15 protein-coding genes are annotated in these 14,792 nt (G+C 65.2%); 13 read left to right on the top strand and 2 right to left on the bottom strand.

Going from position 1 to position 14,792, the window contains the following annotated elements:
- Window positions 1–64: 64 nt before the first annotated feature.
- The 12 genes from alr to OJJ21_RS15940 all read left to right on the top strand — a co-directional run bounded on the left by alr (window position 65) and on the right by OJJ21_RS15940 (window position 11,836).
- A complete protein-coding gene (gene alr / locus OJJ21_RS15995; RefSeq protein WP_297687684.1) occupies window positions 65–1,219 on the top strand; it encodes an alanine racemase in 1,155 nt (384 codons plus the stop codon).
- Window positions 1,216–1,992 (top strand): ABC transporter permease, encoded by a 777-nt coding sequence (locus OJJ21_RS15990; protein ID WP_297687682.1) that lies wholly within the window; start codon window positions 1,216–1,218, stop codon window positions 1,990–1,992. The genes alr and OJJ21_RS15990 overlap by 4 nt, the downstream gene beginning before the upstream one ends.
- Window positions 1,989–2,768 (top strand): ABC transporter ATP-binding protein, encoded by a 780-nt coding sequence (locus tag OJJ21_RS15985; protein ID WP_297687681.1) that lies wholly within the window; start codon window positions 1,989–1,991, stop codon window positions 2,766–2,768. The genes OJJ21_RS15990 and OJJ21_RS15985 overlap by 4 nt, the downstream gene beginning before the upstream one ends.
- A complete protein-coding gene (radA, locus tag OJJ21_RS15980) occupies window positions 2,768–4,210 on the top strand; it encodes a DNA repair protein RadA (protein ID WP_297687679.1) in 1,443 nt (480 codons plus the stop codon). The genes OJJ21_RS15985 and radA overlap by 1 nt, the downstream gene beginning before the upstream one ends.
- Before the next feature lie 11 nt (window positions 4,211–4,221).
- The gene (locus OJJ21_RS15975; RefSeq protein ID WP_297687677.1) at window positions 4,222–4,878 is read left to right on the top strand and encodes a CvpA family protein; all 657 of its coding nucleotides are present in this window, start codon (window positions 4,222–4,224) and stop codon (window positions 4,876–4,878) included.
- Window positions 4,879–4,936: 58 nt separating this feature from the next.
- The gene (gene purF / locus OJJ21_RS15970; RefSeq protein ID WP_297687675.1) at window positions 4,937–6,394 is read left to right on the top strand and encodes an amidophosphoribosyltransferase; all 1,458 of its coding nucleotides are present in this window, start codon (window positions 4,937–4,939) and stop codon (window positions 6,392–6,394) included.
- Window positions 6,395–6,466: 72 nt separating this feature from the next.
- Entirely contained in the window at window positions 6,467–7,597 is a 1,131-nt protein-coding gene (locus tag OJJ21_RS15965) for a zinc-binding dehydrogenase (RefSeq protein ID WP_297687673.1), read from the top strand.
- 88 nt (window positions 7,598–7,685) lie between these two features.
- On the top strand, window positions 7,686–8,408 hold the full coding sequence (locus OJJ21_RS15960) for an SDR family NAD(P)-dependent oxidoreductase (protein ID WP_297687672.1): 723 nt from the start codon (window positions 7,686–7,688) through the stop codon (window positions 8,406–8,408).
- 8 nt (window positions 8,409–8,416) lie between these two features.
- Entirely contained in the window at window positions 8,417–9,184 is a 768-nt protein-coding gene (locus tag OJJ21_RS15955; RefSeq protein ID WP_297687669.1) for a hypothetical protein, read from the top strand.
- A gap of 70 nt (window positions 9,185–9,254) precedes the next feature.
- A complete protein-coding gene (locus tag OJJ21_RS15950; protein WP_297687667.1) occupies window positions 9,255–10,133 on the top strand; it encodes a DMT family transporter in 879 nt (292 codons plus the stop codon).
- A 98-nt stretch (window positions 10,134–10,231) separates the two neighbouring features.
- A complete protein-coding gene (locus tag OJJ21_RS15945) occupies window positions 10,232–10,540 on the top strand; it encodes a hypothetical protein (RefSeq protein ID WP_297687665.1) in 309 nt (102 codons plus the stop codon).
- 15 nt (window positions 10,541–10,555) lie between these two features.
- The gene (locus tag OJJ21_RS15940) at window positions 10,556–11,836 is read left to right on the top strand and encodes an NAD(P)/FAD-dependent oxidoreductase (protein ID WP_297687663.1); all 1,281 of its coding nucleotides are present in this window, start codon (window positions 10,556–10,558) and stop codon (window positions 11,834–11,836) included.
- Window positions 11,837–12,089: 253 nt separating this feature from the next.
- On the opposite strand, the gene OJJ21_RS15935 is transcribed toward OJJ21_RS15940, so the two are convergent.
- Window positions 12,090–12,659: a hypothetical protein gene (locus OJJ21_RS15935; protein WP_297687661.1), complete on the bottom strand. Its 570-nt coding sequence runs from the start codon at window positions 12,657–12,659 to the stop codon at window positions 12,090–12,092.
- Complete coding sequence (locus OJJ21_RS15930) at window positions 12,652–13,206, bottom strand: hypothetical protein (RefSeq protein ID WP_297687660.1); 555 nt, start codon at window positions 13,204–13,206, stop codon at window positions 12,652–12,654. Before OJJ21_RS15930 ends, OJJ21_RS15935 begins: the two co-directional genes overlap by 8 nt.
- Window positions 13,207–13,421: 215 nt before the next feature.
- Between OJJ21_RS15930 and hemN the strand changes: the two genes are divergently transcribed.
- On the top strand, window positions 13,422–14,792 hold the full coding sequence (hemN, locus tag OJJ21_RS15925; RefSeq protein ID WP_297687658.1) for an oxygen-independent coproporphyrinogen III oxidase: 1,371 nt from the start codon (window positions 13,422–13,424) through the stop codon (window positions 14,790–14,792).

Genomic DNA, 14,792 nt, shown 5'->3' with positions numbered 1-14,792 from the left:
ACGGCAAGAGCGCAGGCGGGATTTAACCCTGTCGCTTTGGCGGCGGCTGGGCTAAACAGCGGCCATGACCTTCACCTCCGGCGACCAGGCGATTCTCCACATCGATCTCGACGCGCTGGTTGCCAACTGGCGCCGGCTGGGCGCCATGGCACCGCAGGCCGAATGTGCCGCCGTGGTGAAGGCCGACGGCTACGGGCTTGGCGCTGCAAAGGTCGGCAAAGCCTTGCAAACCGCCGGCTGCCGCCGCTTTTTCGTCGCCCATTCGGAGGAAGCCCTGGCCCTGCGCCAGGCCCTGCCCGATCCGCAGACCGTGATTCATATCCTGCATGGTCCGACCGCCGGCGGCGAAGCCGAGCTGGCTGCCGCCAATCTGACGCCGGTCCTCTCTACGCCCGGGCAGATCGCGGCCTGGTCGGCACTGGCGAAACGGCTCGACCGCCGCCTGCCGGCCGCTCTGCATATCGATACCGGCATGAACCGGCTGGGCCTGACCGATGCCGAGGCCGATGCCGTGGCCGCCGATCCGGGCAGGCTGGATGGCATCGCACTCGAATTCGTGATGACGCATCTGGCCTGCGCCGACGAGCCGGACCATCCGCTGAACAAGCAGCAGGCCGACCGCTTCGCCGCCTGGCGCCAGCGCTTTGCAAATCTGAAAGGCAGCCTGGCCAATTCGGCCGGCATCTTCCTTGGCACCGACTGGCACCACGACATCCTGCGGCCGGGAATCGCGCTTTACGGCGCCAACCCGCTGGCCCCTTCGGCCGGACCCCGGCACGAAACCGGCAAGATGGCGGAAGTGGTTCACCTGCAAGGCAAAATCCTGCAGGTCCGTTCCGTTGACAGGGGCATGACCGTTGGCTACGGTGCCGGCTATATCGTTGAAAAACCGACTCAAATCGCCACCATGGCGGTCGGTTACGCCGACGGATTGTCTCGTGCGCTGTCCGGTCGCGGCAGCGCCATCATCAAAGGTCGCCAGGGGCATGTGCGAGTACCGATCGCGGGGCGGGTCTCGATGGATCTGATCACGCTGGATGTCTCCGCGCTGAGGCCGGAAGACTGCCCGCCCGGCACGCCCGTCAGCCTGCTCGGCGGCGGCATCGACCTCGACGAACAGGCCGCCCAGGCCGGCACCATCGGCTATGAACTGCTGACCCAGCTGGGCAAGCGCTATCGCCGCATCTACAAGACCAGAGACATGGAAGACCGGGCATGAATCCGCTCGCCATCATCGGCCGCGTCTTCCTCGACTTCCTGGTCGCCATCGGGCGCGTGACTGTCTTCACCTTCCATGGCCTGCGGCACATCTTTGCGCCGCCCTTCTACCTGCGCCTGCTGATCAAGCAGATGATGAGCATCGGCTACTTCTCGCTGCCGGTGGTCGGCCTTACCGCGCTGTTCACCGGCATGGTGCTGGCGCTGCAGATTTTCATCGGCGCCGGCCGCTTCAATGCCGAAAGCGCCGTAGCCAGCATCGTGGTGCTCGGCATCACCCGCGAACTCGGCCCGGTGCTGGGCGGCCTGATGGTGGCCGGCCGCGTTGCTTCGGCCATGGCGGCCGAAATCGGCACCATGCGCGTGACCGAGCAGATCGACGCGCTGACCACGCTCTCGACCAATCCGTTCAAATACCTGGTGGCGCCGCGCCTGCTGGCCGCCACCCTGACGCTGCCGGCGCTGGTGCTGGTGGCCGATATCATCGGCGTGATGGGCGGCTATCTGATCGCCACCCACAAGCTCGGCTTCAATGCTGGCTCATATATGAAGAACACCATCGACTTCCTGGAGACGATCGACGTCGTCTCCGGCCTGGTGAAGGCGGCGGTGTTCGGTTTCGTGATCGCCCTGATGGGCTGCTACCACGGCTTCCATTCCAAGGGCGGCGCACAGGGCGTGGGCAAGGCGACCACCGATGCGGTGGTCTCGGCCTCCATCCTGATTCTGGTCACCAACTATTTCGTCACCGAACTGTTCTTCTCGGGCAAATGAGCGACGATCCGAACAAGATAGTCCTGCGGGACGTGCACAAGCGCTTCGGCAAGAAGGTGGTGCTGGACGGGCTTACGCTCGAGGTGCCGCGCGGCAAGTCGCTGGTGGTGATCGGCGGCTCGGGCACCGGCAAATCGGTGATGCTGAAATGTGTACTCGGCCTGATCCGCCCCGATAGCGGCGAAATCCTGATCGACGGTCAGGATTCGATGAAATTCAATGCCGATCAGCGCGAGCAGGCCCTGCGCAAGTTCGGCATGCTGTTCCAGGGCTCGGCGCTGTTCGACTCCCTCAAGGTCTGGGAAAATGTGGCATTCGGCCTGATCCAGGGCCGCAACATGCCGCGCAAAGAGGCCAAGGATATCGCGCTGGACAAGATGGGCCAGGTCGGCCTCGGCCCCGAGGTCGGCGAGCTATCGCCGTCGGAACTCTCGGGCGGCATGCAGAAGCGCGTGGCGCTGGCGCGCGCGATCGCCGCCGAACCGGAAATCATCTTCTTCGACGAACCGACCACCGGCCTCGATCCGATCATGGCCGATGTGATCAACGACCTGATCAAATCCTGCGTGCAGAAACTCGGCGCCACCACGCTGAGCATCACCCACGACATGTCGAGCGCTCGCAAGATCGCCGACTATGTCGCAATGATCTACAAGGGCAAGATCATCTGGCACGGCACTGCCGCCCAGGTCGACAATTCCGGCAATGCCTATGTCGACCAGTTCATCCACGGTCGGGCCGAGGGTCCGATCAAGATGGAAGTGCTGAAGCCCTAATGGCCAAGGTTACAGAGTCCTTCGTCTGCCAGACCTGCGGTGCCGCCTACCGCAAATGGCAGGGCCGCTGCGATGCCTGCGGCGGCTGGAACACCATTCTCGAGGAAGCCCCCAAAGTCGCCGTGCCCAAGGGCCTGTCGGCCGGCAAGGGCAAGGCGATCAATTTCGCCAGCTTAAGCGCGCAGCCCGACCAGGTGGTGCGCACCATCAGCGGCATCAACGAATTCGACCGCGTGCTGGGCGGCGGCCTGGTGCCGGGTTCAGCCATCCTGATCGGCGGCGATCCCGGTATCGGCAAATCCACCATCCTGTTGCAGGCGGTGGCGCAATGGGCGCGGCGAGGCACCACGGCGCTGTATGTCTCGGGCGAAGAAGCCGTGGCGCAGATCGGCCTGCGGGCCCAGCGACTGGGCCTTGCCGATGCGCCGGTCATGCTTTCGGCAGCCAATTCCCTGCGCGATATCCTGGCCGGCATCGATGTGGCGATGACGCAGGCCAAGGGCGGGCCGGCCGTGATCGTGATCGACTCGATCCAGACCATCTTTGCCGACAATATCGACAGCGCGCCGGGCACGGTGAACCAGGTGCGCGCCTGCGCCCATGAACTGATCCGTGTCGCCAAACAGTCGAATGCCGCCGTGTTCCTGGTCGGACATGTCACCAAGGACGGCCAGATCGCCGGCCCGCGCGTGGTCGAGCATATGGTCGATACGGTGCTGTATTTCGAGGGCGAGCGCGGCCACCAGTTCCGCATCCTGCGCGCCGTGAAAAACCGCTTCGGCGCCACCGACGAGATCGGCGTTTTCAGCATGACCGATGGCGGCCTGGCCGAGGTGTCCAATCCCTCGGCACTGTTCCTCGGCCGCTCGGAAGCCGGTAAGGGCGAACCGGTGGCCGGTTCCGCCATCTTCGCGGGTATGGAAGGCACGCGTCCCCTGCTGGTCGAAATCCAGGCTTTGGTCGCCCCCTCGCCGCTTGCGACACCACGCCGCACCGTGGTCGGCTGGGATTCCGGTCGCCTGGCCATGGTGCTGGCCGTGCTGGACGCCAGATGCGGCTTGCGTTACTCGGGCTGCGACGTCTATCTCAACGTCGCCGGTGGCCTCCGGGTCGTCGAGCCGGCTGCCGATCTGGCCGTCGCCGCCGCCCTGCTCTCGGCGCTCGCCGATACGCCGGCGCCCGAGCGCACGGTGTTCTTCGGCGAAGTCAGCCTGGCTGGCGAAGTCCGGCCGGTCAGCCAGTCGGAGTCGCGGCTGAAAGAGGCGGCCAAGCTTGGATTCACCCATGCCGTCATGCCGGCCGGGACCAAGAGCAAGGTCAAGGATATCGGGACGAGCGAGCTGATGCGGCTGAACGAACTGGTCGAACTCTTCCCTGCCGCCCGGGCGGCTGCCAAGCGGGCCAATGCCAGTCGCGGCAGTTGGACCGGCGACGATGAATAGGGGCTGAGCCAATGTCGTCGCTGCCGATCAACATTGTCGACCTGATCGTCATTGTCGTCCTGCTGCTGTCGGCTTTGCTGGCGCTGTTCCGCGGCTTTGTGAAGGAAGTGCTGTCGATCCTGGGCTGGGTAGCGGCGCTGGCGGTGACCTACTTCTTCTTCCCCCTTGCCCGGGACATTGCCCGCACCTATATCGAGTCACGGATTTTCGCGGATATCGCGGCTGGCATCGCCCTCTTCCTGCCGACCCTGATTCTGTGTTCGATCTTGACTCACTGGATTTCCGAGCAGGTCCGGCGGGCGTCGGCGGTATCCGCCGTCGACCGTTCTCTGGGCTTCCTGTTCGGCCTGGCCCGGGGTGCGCTGATCGTGGTGGTTGCCTGGTGGATCGTCGACCGGCTGATACCGGTACAAACCCAGCCGGCCTGGCTGGCCGAGGCGCGGACCCGGCCGCTGGCGGTACTGGGCTATACCTGGGGCGCCGAAATGATCCTGCGCCAGATCGATCCGACTCGGGCACCGGAGCGCAAGACCACCGGATCGCAGTCGGTACCGGTGCAGACCCTTACAAATCCGGGAGGCGGCACTGACTCGCGCGGCCAAACCGGCTATAAGACCGAGGAACGCCAGGGCATCGAGAGTCTGATCCGCACGCAGGACAAACCTTGAAGCCGCCGCAAGCCACGGACATACCCCAGCAGGCCTCGTGGCGATGGAGCCGTTAAACATGCAGACGAACCCCTTCGATGACGACAAGCTGCATGAGGAATGCGGCATCTTCGGCATTTACGGCACCTCCGATGCAGCCGCCAATACGGTGCTCGGCCTGCATGCCCTGCAGCATCGCGGCCAGGAGGCTGCCGGCATCGTCGCCTATAACGACGGCCGCTTTAACAGCCATCGCGCGCTCGGCCATGTGGCGCCGAACTTCTCCTCCGAGAAAGTGATCCGCGAGCTGCCCGGCGACAGCGCTATCGGCCATGTGCGCTACTCCACCTCGGGCGGCACCCTGCTGCGCAACGTACAGCCGATCTATGCCGATCTCGAACTCGGCGGCATCGCGCTGGCACATAACGGCAACCTGACCAATGCCCGCCATATCCGCGACGAACTGGTGGCCAAGGGCAGCATCTTCCAGTCCACCATGGACACCGAAGTGATCACCCATCTGGTGGCGCTGAGCCGCAAGACCACCGTGGTCGACCGCATCGTCGATGCGCTGAAGCAGGTCGAAGGCGCCTATGCGCTGGTCTGTCTGACGCCAAAGAAGCTGATCGGCGTGCGCGATCCCTGGGGCGTGCGCCCGCTGGTGCTGGGCAACCTGAAGGGCTGCCCGATCCTGGCCTCCGAGACCTGCGCACTGGATATCCTGGGCGCCGATTTCGTGCGCGACGTGGAGCCCGGCGAACTGATCGTGATCGATGCCGAGGGGATTCATTCGCTGCATCCATTCCCGCCGGTACAGCGCCGCTTCTGCATCTTCGAATACATCTATTTCGCCCGGCCGGATTCGCAGGTCGAGGGGCTCAGCGTTTACGAATCGCGCAAGCGGATCGGCGCCGAACTGGCGCGCGCCAATCCGGTCGATGCCGATGTGGTGATCCCGGTGCCCGACAGCGGCGTGCCGGCCGCCATCGGTTATGCGGCCGAAAGCGGCATCCCCTTCGAGCTCGGCATCATCCGCAATCATTATGTCGGCCGCACTTTCATCGAGCCGACCGACCAGATTCGCCATCTCGGCGTCAAGCTGAAGCACAATGCCAACCGCGCCTATATCGAAGGCAAGCGGGTGATCCTGGTGGACGATTCCATCGTGCGCGGCACCACCTCTACCAAGATCGTCGAGATGGTGCGCGATGCCGGCGCCAAGGAGGTGCATATGCGCATCGCCTCGCCGCCGACCACGCATAGCTGCTTCTACGGCGTCGATACGCCGGAACGCTCCAAGCTGCTGGCCGCCACCCATACGGTCGACGAGATGGCCAAGTTCATCAAGGCTGACAGCCTGGCCTTCCTCAACATGGAAGGTCTCTACCGCGCCATGGGCAAGCCGGCCCGCGATCCGCTGAAGCCGGCCTTCTGCGATGCCTGCTTCTCCGGCGACTATCCGATCGGCCTGACCGACGAGGTCAATCGCGGTATCCGCGGTCCGCGCCAGCTCACCCTGCTCGCCGAAACCGGCTAGTCGACGGCGACAGCCAGACGGCGGCAGACAGGGCGGCGCAGACCGCCCGGCAAAAATCATCCGGGGGATTCCATGCCATTGCATTTCAAGGCTGCGGTGCTGCGTGAAGCCGGCCTGCCGGAACCCTATGCGCAGTCGCGCCCGCTGCGCATCGAAGAGGTCAGCACCGAAGGTCCGCGCGCGGGCGAATTGCTGGTGCGTATCCAGGCGGCCAGCCTGTGCCGCTCCGATCTTTCGGTGGTGAATGGCCGCCGCGCCTGGCCGATGCCGATCGTGCCGGGCCATGAGGCCAGCGGCGTGGTGGAAGACACCGGCCCGGGTGTAACGCGGGTGAAGCGCGGCGATGCCGTCGTGCTGGTCTTCCAGCCGCAATGCGGCATCTGCCCCAGCTGCGTATCCGGCGATGCCTATCTGTGCAGTCCCGGCCTGCAGGCCAACCGCAGCGGCGGGCTGCTCGGCGGCGGCACACGGCTGCGCAGCGGCGACAGTCCGGTGCATCATCATATGGGCCTGTCCGCTTTCGCCGACTATGCCGTGGTTTCCGAGGCATCCGTGGTGCCGGTGCTCGACGGCATCGCGCCGGAGATCGCCGCGCTGTTCGGCTGCGCCGTGATGTGCGGCGCCGGCACCGTGCTGAACACGGCAGCTGTGCGGCCCGGCGACAGCGTCACCATCGTCGGCGCCGGCGGCGTCGGCAGCAGCGCCCTGCTGGGCGCGAAACTGGCCGGTGCAGAGCGTATCGTCGCGGTCGATATCGATCCGGCGAGGCTGGAGACCGCCCGCCAGCTCGGTGCCACCGACACAGTACTGGACGAGGGCGGCAACGGCGCCGCGCAGGTGATCGAACTCACCCATGGCGGTACCGATCATGCGTTCGAGACCGCCGGCACGCTGGGGGCCTTCCAGACCGCCTATCATGCCGTGCGGCGCGGCGGCCAGGTGGTGACCGTGGGCCTGATCGACCCGAAAACGCCGTTCAGCCTGGATGTCGCCGCCCTGGTGACCGGCGCCAAGACCCTGCGCGGCAGCTATATCGGCAGCTGCAACCCGCAGCGCGATATCCCGCGCTACATGGCACTGTATCGGCGCGGCCTGCTGCCGGTCGACCGCCTGATCACCCACCGGCTGCCGCTGACCGAGGTCAATACCGCCCTTGACCGCATGGCCAGCAATGGGGCCTTGCGGCAAATCATCCAGCCCTGACTGCGGCCCGGCGCTTCTCCGGGCCGGCCATTTGGGCTATTTAGCCCGGTCGGGTGGCACCGCCGCCTTCCAGAAAGCGAGCCTTATCATGCGTCTGAAAGACCGCATCGCGCTGATCACCGGCGCCAGCCGCGGCATCGGTGCCGCGATTGCCAAACGCTATGCCGCCGAGGGCGCGCATGTGATCTGCGTCGCCCGCACCACTGGCGGGCTGGAAGAACTCGACGACGAAATCCGTGCCGCCGGCGGTTCGGCCACGCTGGTGCCGATGGACCTGCTGAAGACCGAGATGATCGACGGTCTGGCGGCGCCGCTCTACGAACGCTTCGGCCGGATCGACATCGTGGTCGGCAATGCCGGCATCTTCGGCCGCATGACGCCGCTGCACCAGTATCCGCCGGACTTGTGGGAACAGGTGTTCAGGCTCAACGTGCATGCCAACCAGCGCCTGATCCGCGCCGTGCATCCGCTGCTGCATGCCTCGCCATCGGGCCGCGCGATCTTCGTCACCTCCAGCGTGGCGCGTGACATCCGCGCCTACTGGGGCGCCTATGCCGCCTCCAAGGCCGCGCTCGATGCCATGGTGCTGGGCTATGCGAAGGAAGTGGCGCAGGGCAACATCAGGGTGAACCTGGTCAACCCGGGCGGCACGCAATCGAGGATGCGCGCCGAAGCCTTCCCCGGCGAAGACCCGAATACCCTGCCGAAACCGGAAGACATCACCGAGGTTTTCGTCGCGCTCGGCGAAGCGGGCTGCACGCATCACGGCGAGTGGATTTCCGCGCGCGATTTCTGCGGCATCGCCAAGTAGCCGCCGCGATGTCCCCAGCCACTCCGCGCCAAGCCGATGTGATCTCCCGCCTGCTGGCGGCCAGGCGCGGCGGGCCGCTGGTGGATGCGGTGCATGCAACGGCCGGCCCCGAGACTCTCGACGACGTCTATGCCATCCAGGCCGGCGTGATGGCCGCACTGGGACCAGTGGGCGGCTGGAAGGTGGGACGTTCCGCTGCCGATCAGCCGGCCGTGCGCGCACCGATCCGCGCCGCCGCGATCCGTCCCTCGCCGGCCGTATGGCAACCCGCCGAAGCACGGCTGCGCGGCCTGGAACTGGAGATCGGTTTCCGCATCGATGCCACGCTGCCGGCCGCCGATGCGCCGGATTTCCTGGAACGGCTGGCCGATGCCGTAACGCCACTGCCGGTCTTCGAGATCGTCGACAGCCGACTGGCCGATCCGCAGGCGGCGAGCCCGCTCTGGCGCCTGGCCGATTTCCAGATCAATGCCGGACTGGTTTACGGCACGCCATTCGAAAGCGACTGGCGCGCAGAAGATTTCGACCGGCCGCTGGTGCGGCTGGTGGCCGATGGCGCGGAACTCTGCGCCGGTCCCGCCACACTGCCCGGCGGCACGCCGTTCACGGCTCTGGCCGATCTGGTGCGGACCTGCGGCGATCACTGCGGCGGAGTGCAGCCGGGCCAGATCGTCACCACCGGGTCCTTCACCGGCCTGCGGTTTTTCAAGCCGGGCACGACACTGACCGGATGGATCGCCGGCATGCCGCCGATCACCGCGAGCTTCGCCGCCTGAGCCAACCTGCAAGCATAAAAACTCGTGGATGCCACGGCCAAGCCGTGGCATGACGGTAAAAATGGGCCAGATGAGAACTCCTGCCGCCGGCATGGCGCTGGTCGCCTTCGGCGCCATCGGCTTCGGCCTGATGCCGTTATTCGCCCGCACCGCCTATGCCGACGGATTGCCGCCGCTGTCGCTGCTGAGCTGGCGCTTCGGTTTCGCCTTCCTCTGCCTGCTGCCGTTCCTGCCGCGCCTGCTGGCTGCACGGCGCGACACTCTCGTCGCGGTCCTGGCCGGCGCCGGCTATATGGGCATCAACCTGTTCTACTTCCTGGCGCTGCAGCGGCTGACCGTGGCGCTGACGGTGCTGATCCTCTTTACCTATCCGCTGTTCACCATTCTGATCGGCTGGCTCGGCTTCCGCGAAAGGCTGACCTGGCCGAATGCCGTCGCTGCCCTGCTGGTGCTGCTGGCCGCCATCCTGATTCTCGCGCCGGCAGGATTTGGAGAGAGCATCGACATGACCGGCATCGCCATGGCCTTCGTGCCGCCGGCGGCCTATGCGCTGTTCGTGCATATCGCCGCCAGGCGGCTGAGCCGCATGGCGATCCCGGTGCGGCTCGGCGGCGTGTTTCTCGGCGGGCTGATCGCCATGCTGGTGCTGGGCCTCGTCATCGACGGCCGCATCGTCGCACCGGCCAGCCCGGCCGGCTGGGGTGCGACCGTGGCGCTGGCCCTGCTCAGCACGGTCTTCGCGCTCGGCCTGCTGCTCTATGGCGCGCCGATCGCCGGCGCCGAACGCACGGCGGTGGCCGGCGCCAGCGAGCTGGTTACCGCGCTGATCGTCGGCGTAGCGGTCTATGATGAAGCCCTGAGCGGCACAATGCTGGTCGGTGCCGGGCTGATCATCGGCGCCATCCTGCTGGCGGCGCGCGGCGAAGCGAACCGGCCGCATGCGGATTAAAACACTTTTTATGTGTATATGGAATTCAACAACATATTGATTTGATAAAATAAGACGGCGCGCCTAGTCTCCTTCCAGAAGAGAGGGAGGGACGCATCATGCGAATCCGGTTTTATGCTCTGGCCGCCACTTGTCTGCTGGCGGCAGGACCCGTCTCGGCACAGCAGCGCATCGCCGTGCTGGACGATACCGCGCTGGCGGCACAGACCTGCAATGTCTGCCATGGCAGCGGCTCCTACATTTCACCCACCATGCCGCCGATCCATGGCGCCGATGCCAATGCGATCTACGGCGCCCTGATCGACTTCAAGACCGACAAGCGCCCCTACACGATCATGGGCCGGATTGCGCGCGGCTATTCCGATGCGCAGCTCAAGGCGCTGGCCGACTACCTGTCGAAAAACTGAGCGGGAGACAGAGCCATGACCCATTTTTCCCGTCGCCAGATTCTCACCGGTGCCGCCGCTGCCGCCAGCAGCTTCGCCCTGCCCCATCTCGCCAGCGCCCAGTCAGCAGCCGGCCGTGTCGTCGTGATCGGCGGCGGCTTCGGCGGCGCCACGGCCGCGCGCTACATCAGGCTGTTCTCGCCCAATACCGAGGTGACGCTGATCGAGCGCGATCCGAGCTACATCACCTGTCCGTTCTCGAACTACGTGCTGGGCGGCTTTCGCCAGCTGGAGGATATCACCCATCGCCGCGATCCTCTGCAGCAGCGCTATGGCGTGAAAATCCTGCGCGGTGAGGCGAGCGCCGTGGATACCACAGCCAAACGCGTGCGCCTCAAGAATGGCACCCAGGTGAATTACGACCGCCTGGTGGTCGCACCGGGCATCGAGCTGAACTATGCCGGCGTGCCCGGCTGGAGCGAACAGGCCGCCAATACCGTGATGCCGCATGCCTGGAAGGCCGGGCCGCAGACCCTGCTGCTGCGCAAGCAGCTGGAAGCGATGACCGATGGCGGTACGGTGATCGTGGCACCGCCGGCCAATCCGTTCCGCTGCCCGCCCGGGCCGTATGAACGCGTCAGCATGATCGCCTGGTATCTGAAAAACAAAAAGCCGAAGTCGAAAATCCTGGTGCTGGATGCCAAGGATGCCTTCTCCAAGCAGGGCCTGTTCATGGCCGGCTGGGAAAGCCAGTATCCCGGCATGATCACCTGGATCGCCGGCAAGGACGGCGGCAAGGTGGAAAGCGTCGACCCCAAAGGCATGACGATCACCGGCGGCTTCGGCAAGGAGAAAGGCGCGGTGATCAACGTGATCCCACCGCAGACCGCCGGCAGGATCGCCATCGATGCCGGACTTGCAGAAGCCAATGGCTGGTGCGCCATCGATCCGGCCAGCTTCGCCTCACGCAAGGCGCGCGATGTCTATGTGCTGGGCGATGCCTCGATCGCCGGCGCGATGCCGAAATCCGGCACCGCGGCCAACAGCCAGGCCAAGGTGGTGGCGGCCAATGTCGTGTCGTCGCTGCGCGGCGCCGCGGCGCCGGCCACGGTGTTTCATAATACCTGCTACAGCCTGGTGACGCCGGATTACGGCATCTCGGTCACCGGAACATACCGTCCCGGCCCGCAGGGCGTGGCCGAAGTGCCGAACTCGGGCGGCGTCTCGCCGGCACAGGCGAACGCGGCGCAGCGCAAGTCCGAGGCCGAACATACTGAAGGCTGGTATGCCGGCATCATCGCCGACACGTTTGGCTGAATCTGGTGGCTGAGTCTGTCGGCTGATCGGCAACAGCGACGCAGCAAAAAGAAAACCCCGGGGCACATGGCTCCGGGGTCTCTAGTTGGGGAACACGAGGGTCATCCCTCGACGCTGACCCACCACTTATTCCATGCCCCACGCGTTTGTGACTGTGACCGCGGTCACAGGCCGGGCGGCGTGTGCGGAACCCATGACAATTGTCATCCCGGCGTCATGCAACCGCGCAGCAGGCCGGGGATAAAATGGCAGATCAGCCGGCTTTGGCATAACCCGCATCGCCATGGTTCTTCACCAGGGCGATGCGGAAGCCCACCGCTTCCGGTACATGGCGTTCGAGCTGGCGATGCGCCGCCTTCTGGGTTGCCGCCTGAATCAGATAGCGCCGGCCACCAGCCCACTGCCGGGCCGGATGATGTGGATCGCTTTCCTGCTGGCCTTCGCTGTCGTGATGGACGACGAATTCCCAGATCACACCGCCGGGATCGAAATTCTCCGTCGGCGTCACACAATAGACGAAGGGCAGCGGTTCTTCCTCATGGCGTTTCTTCAAGGCCGCAAGCTCGACCTCGGCATTGGCCAGCTTCTGTTTCGCAGCCTCGATATTCTGGACGGTTTCTGCCGTCTGCGTCCCGGCGGTCTCCGTCGCGGTCTGCAGCTGGGTCAGATTGGCTTGCAGGGAACCGGCACGATTGCTGACCGAGAACCAGGCATCGCGTGCACGCTCGAAGGTCAGATTGCCGATCAGCAGGATCAGCGCCAGATTCGCCGCCAGCACCAGCAGGTAGGTCAGCGCCATCACATCAAGGTTGAAATCAAACATCGGCGCGCTTCAGTCTGCCGCGGAAGGGCATGATCGACAGGACCGAGGCTTCCTTGTTGAACCGCTGGCGGCAGAGCTGCCGCGCGGTGTCGCCATCGACACCCCAGAGTACCAGCCGCCCCATGCGATAGCCTTCGCTGCCGCTGGATATTGTACCCAGACCATTGAACATGCCGTGCTTGCGGCGCAACAGCACACGGACATACCAGCCGCTGGCATCCGCGGCCGGACGGCCGATCTCGAAGACGGTATTGTTCTGCGGATCCTGCAGTGCCTCTTCGGCATTGCGCAGCGCCTGTATCTCGCGGAACACACCCAGATACTGCGATTCCACGGCCTGCAGGTCCTTGTTCCGGTTCGCCAGCAGTCCGGCCGCTTCCTGATAGACCCGGCGGGCGCTCTCCGTGGCCGCCGTCAGCCGCGGCAGATCGTAGCGATTGGTCGCCATGGTCTTCACCACGCGCGACAGGGCATCGCCGCCGATGCCGATGGCCAGCAGCAGGATCATGCCCGGAATGGTCGCGATGGCGATGTCGATCAGGCTCATGCCGAAATAGGCTCACACAGTTCTGGGTAGAAAACTCTAGTAACAGTTGTTCATTGCCCAGTAGTTAATTCTTGGCAATCGTTATTCTCGCAAGAATTGCACTCAATTCATAAAATCGTTTCATTACAATATCATACTGGTCTGGTTCTTTTTCCATCGGCAGCATTGCGCCAGGTCAAAGCCGTCCGTCAGCCTGGCATGCTTCTATTGCTGTTATGATAGATTCCGCCCAGCTTGCTGCCCTGGCCGCCCGTATCGGGCCGGTACCGCGCTACACCTCTTACCCGACGGCGCCGCATTTCCAGCCTGCCACCGATGACCGGATCTGGCGCGGCTGGCTCGGCGACCTGCCGGCGGACAGCGCCTTTGCCCTGTATGTGCATGTGCCCTTCTGCCGCCAGATGTGCTGGTACTGCGGCTGCAATACGCAGGTGTTGAAAAGCGACGGCACGCTGGAACGTTTCCTCGGTCTGCTGCTGCGCGAGATCGATCTCGCCATGCCGTATCTGCCGGCGCAGCCGCGCATGAGCGGCCTGCATTTCGGCGGCGGCACGCCCAGCATCCTGGGCAGCGACGGGCTGCAGCGCGTCGCCGATAAACTGTATCGCCGCTTCCGGGCCACGCCGGATGCCGAGATCGCCATCGAGCTCGATCCGCGCCATTTCGATGCCGGGCTGCTGCCGGGCCTCAAAGCCCTTGGGATCAACCGCGCCAGCCTCGGTGTGCAGAGCCTGGATGAAACCGTGCAGGCCGCGATCAACCGGCACCAGCCGCTCGACATGGTGGCGCGCACCGCCGACGCGCTGCGCGATGCCGGGATACCCTCCATCAACCTCGACCTGATCTACGGCCTGCCGGGCCAGACGGTGGAGAATGTGATCGAGACCGTGCGCGCCAGCCTGGCCCTGCAGCCCGACCGCATCGCGCTGTTCGGCTATGCGCATGTGCCCTGGATGAAACCGCATCAGGCCCGCATCGATACGGCCGCCCTGCCCGATACCGCGGCACGCTTCGCCCAGGAAGCGGCGGCCGCAGAGGTGCTGATCGATGCCGGCTATTGCCGCGTCGGCCTCGATCATTTCGCGCGGCCGCAGGATGCGCTGGCGCAGCAGGCCGCCGCCGGCCAGTTGAACCGCAATTTCCAGGGCTATACCACCGAGGCTGGCGACATGCTGCTCGGCTTCGGCCCCTCGGCGATCAGCACCCTGCCGCAGGGCTATGCGCAAAACATCCCGGCCGTTGCGCCGTGGCGTGCAGCGGTGGAAGCCGGCCATCTGCCGGTTGCCCGCATGCGTGCCGTGACTATGGAAGACCGCCTGCGTCGCGCCGCGATCGAACAGCTGATGTGCCATCTGCAGGTCAACCTTGCCGATCTGGCGATCCGCCATGGCATGGCACCGCGTATTTTCGATGCCGATCTGCCGCGGCTGGCGCTGCTGGAAGAGCATGGCGTGGTGACGCGACAGGGTTACCGGCTGCAGATCGCCGAAACAGGACGACCGCTGGTGCGGCAGGTCTGCGCCGCCTTCGACAGCTACCTGCAGCAGCAGAGCGCGGCGACACCGCCGCGGCATGCCGCCGCATAA

The sequence above is a fragment of the Ferrovibrio sp. genome (assembly GCF_025869515.1).
Taxonomy (GTDB): Bacteria; Pseudomonadota; Alphaproteobacteria; order Ferrovibrionales; family Ferrovibrionaceae; genus Ferrovibrio.
Note: the sequence above shows the minus strand (reverse complement) of the source record. Positions and strands in the feature narration are given on the sequence as shown.

Bases quoted from the DNA above. Each gene is read 5' to 3' on its own strand.
- alr (WP_297687684.1), top strand. From the start codon at position 65: ATGACCTTCACCTCCGGCGACCAGGCGATTCTCCACATCGATCTCGAC.
- OJJ21_RS15990 (WP_297687682.1), top strand. From the start codon at position 1,216: ATGAATCCGCTCGCCATCATCGGCCGCGTCTTCCTCGACTTCCTGGTC.
- OJJ21_RS15985 (WP_297687681.1), top strand. From the start codon at position 1,989: ATGAGCGACGATCCGAACAAGATAGTCCTGCGGGACGTGCACAAGCGC.
- radA (WP_297687679.1), top strand. From the start codon at position 2,768: ATGGCCAAGGTTACAGAGTCCTTCGTCTGCCAGACCTGCGGTGCCGCC.
- OJJ21_RS15975 (WP_297687677.1), top strand. From the start codon at position 4,222: ATGTCGTCGCTGCCGATCAACATTGTCGACCTGATCGTCATTGTCGTC.
- purF (WP_297687675.1), top strand. From the start codon at position 4,937: ATGCAGACGAACCCCTTCGATGACGACAAGCTGCATGAGGAATGCGGC.
- OJJ21_RS15965 (WP_297687673.1), top strand. From the start codon at position 6,467: ATGCCATTGCATTTCAAGGCTGCGGTGCTGCGTGAAGCCGGCCTGCCG.
- OJJ21_RS15960 (WP_297687672.1), top strand. From the start codon at position 7,686: ATGCGTCTGAAAGACCGCATCGCGCTGATCACCGGCGCCAGCCGCGGC.
- OJJ21_RS15955 (WP_297687669.1), top strand. From the start codon at position 8,417: ATGTCCCCAGCCACTCCGCGCCAAGCCGATGTGATCTCCCGCCTGCTG.
- OJJ21_RS15950 (WP_297687667.1), top strand. From the start codon at position 9,255: ATGAGAACTCCTGCCGCCGGCATGGCGCTGGTCGCCTTCGGCGCCATC.
- OJJ21_RS15945 (WP_297687665.1), top strand. From the start codon at position 10,232: ATGCGAATCCGGTTTTATGCTCTGGCCGCCACTTGTCTGCTGGCGGCA.
- OJJ21_RS15940 (WP_297687663.1), top strand. From the start codon at position 10,556: ATGACCCATTTTTCCCGTCGCCAGATTCTCACCGGTGCCGCCGCTGCC.
- OJJ21_RS15935 (WP_297687661.1), bottom strand. From the start codon at position 12,659: ATGTTTGATTTCAACCTTGATGTGATGGCGCTGACCTACCTGCTGGTG.
- OJJ21_RS15930 (WP_297687660.1), bottom strand. From the start codon at position 13,206: ATGAGCCTGATCGACATCGCCATCGCGACCATTCCGGGCATGATCCTG.
- hemN (WP_297687658.1), top strand. From the start codon at position 13,422: ATGATAGATTCCGCCCAGCTTGCTGCCCTGGCCGCCCGTATCGGGCCG.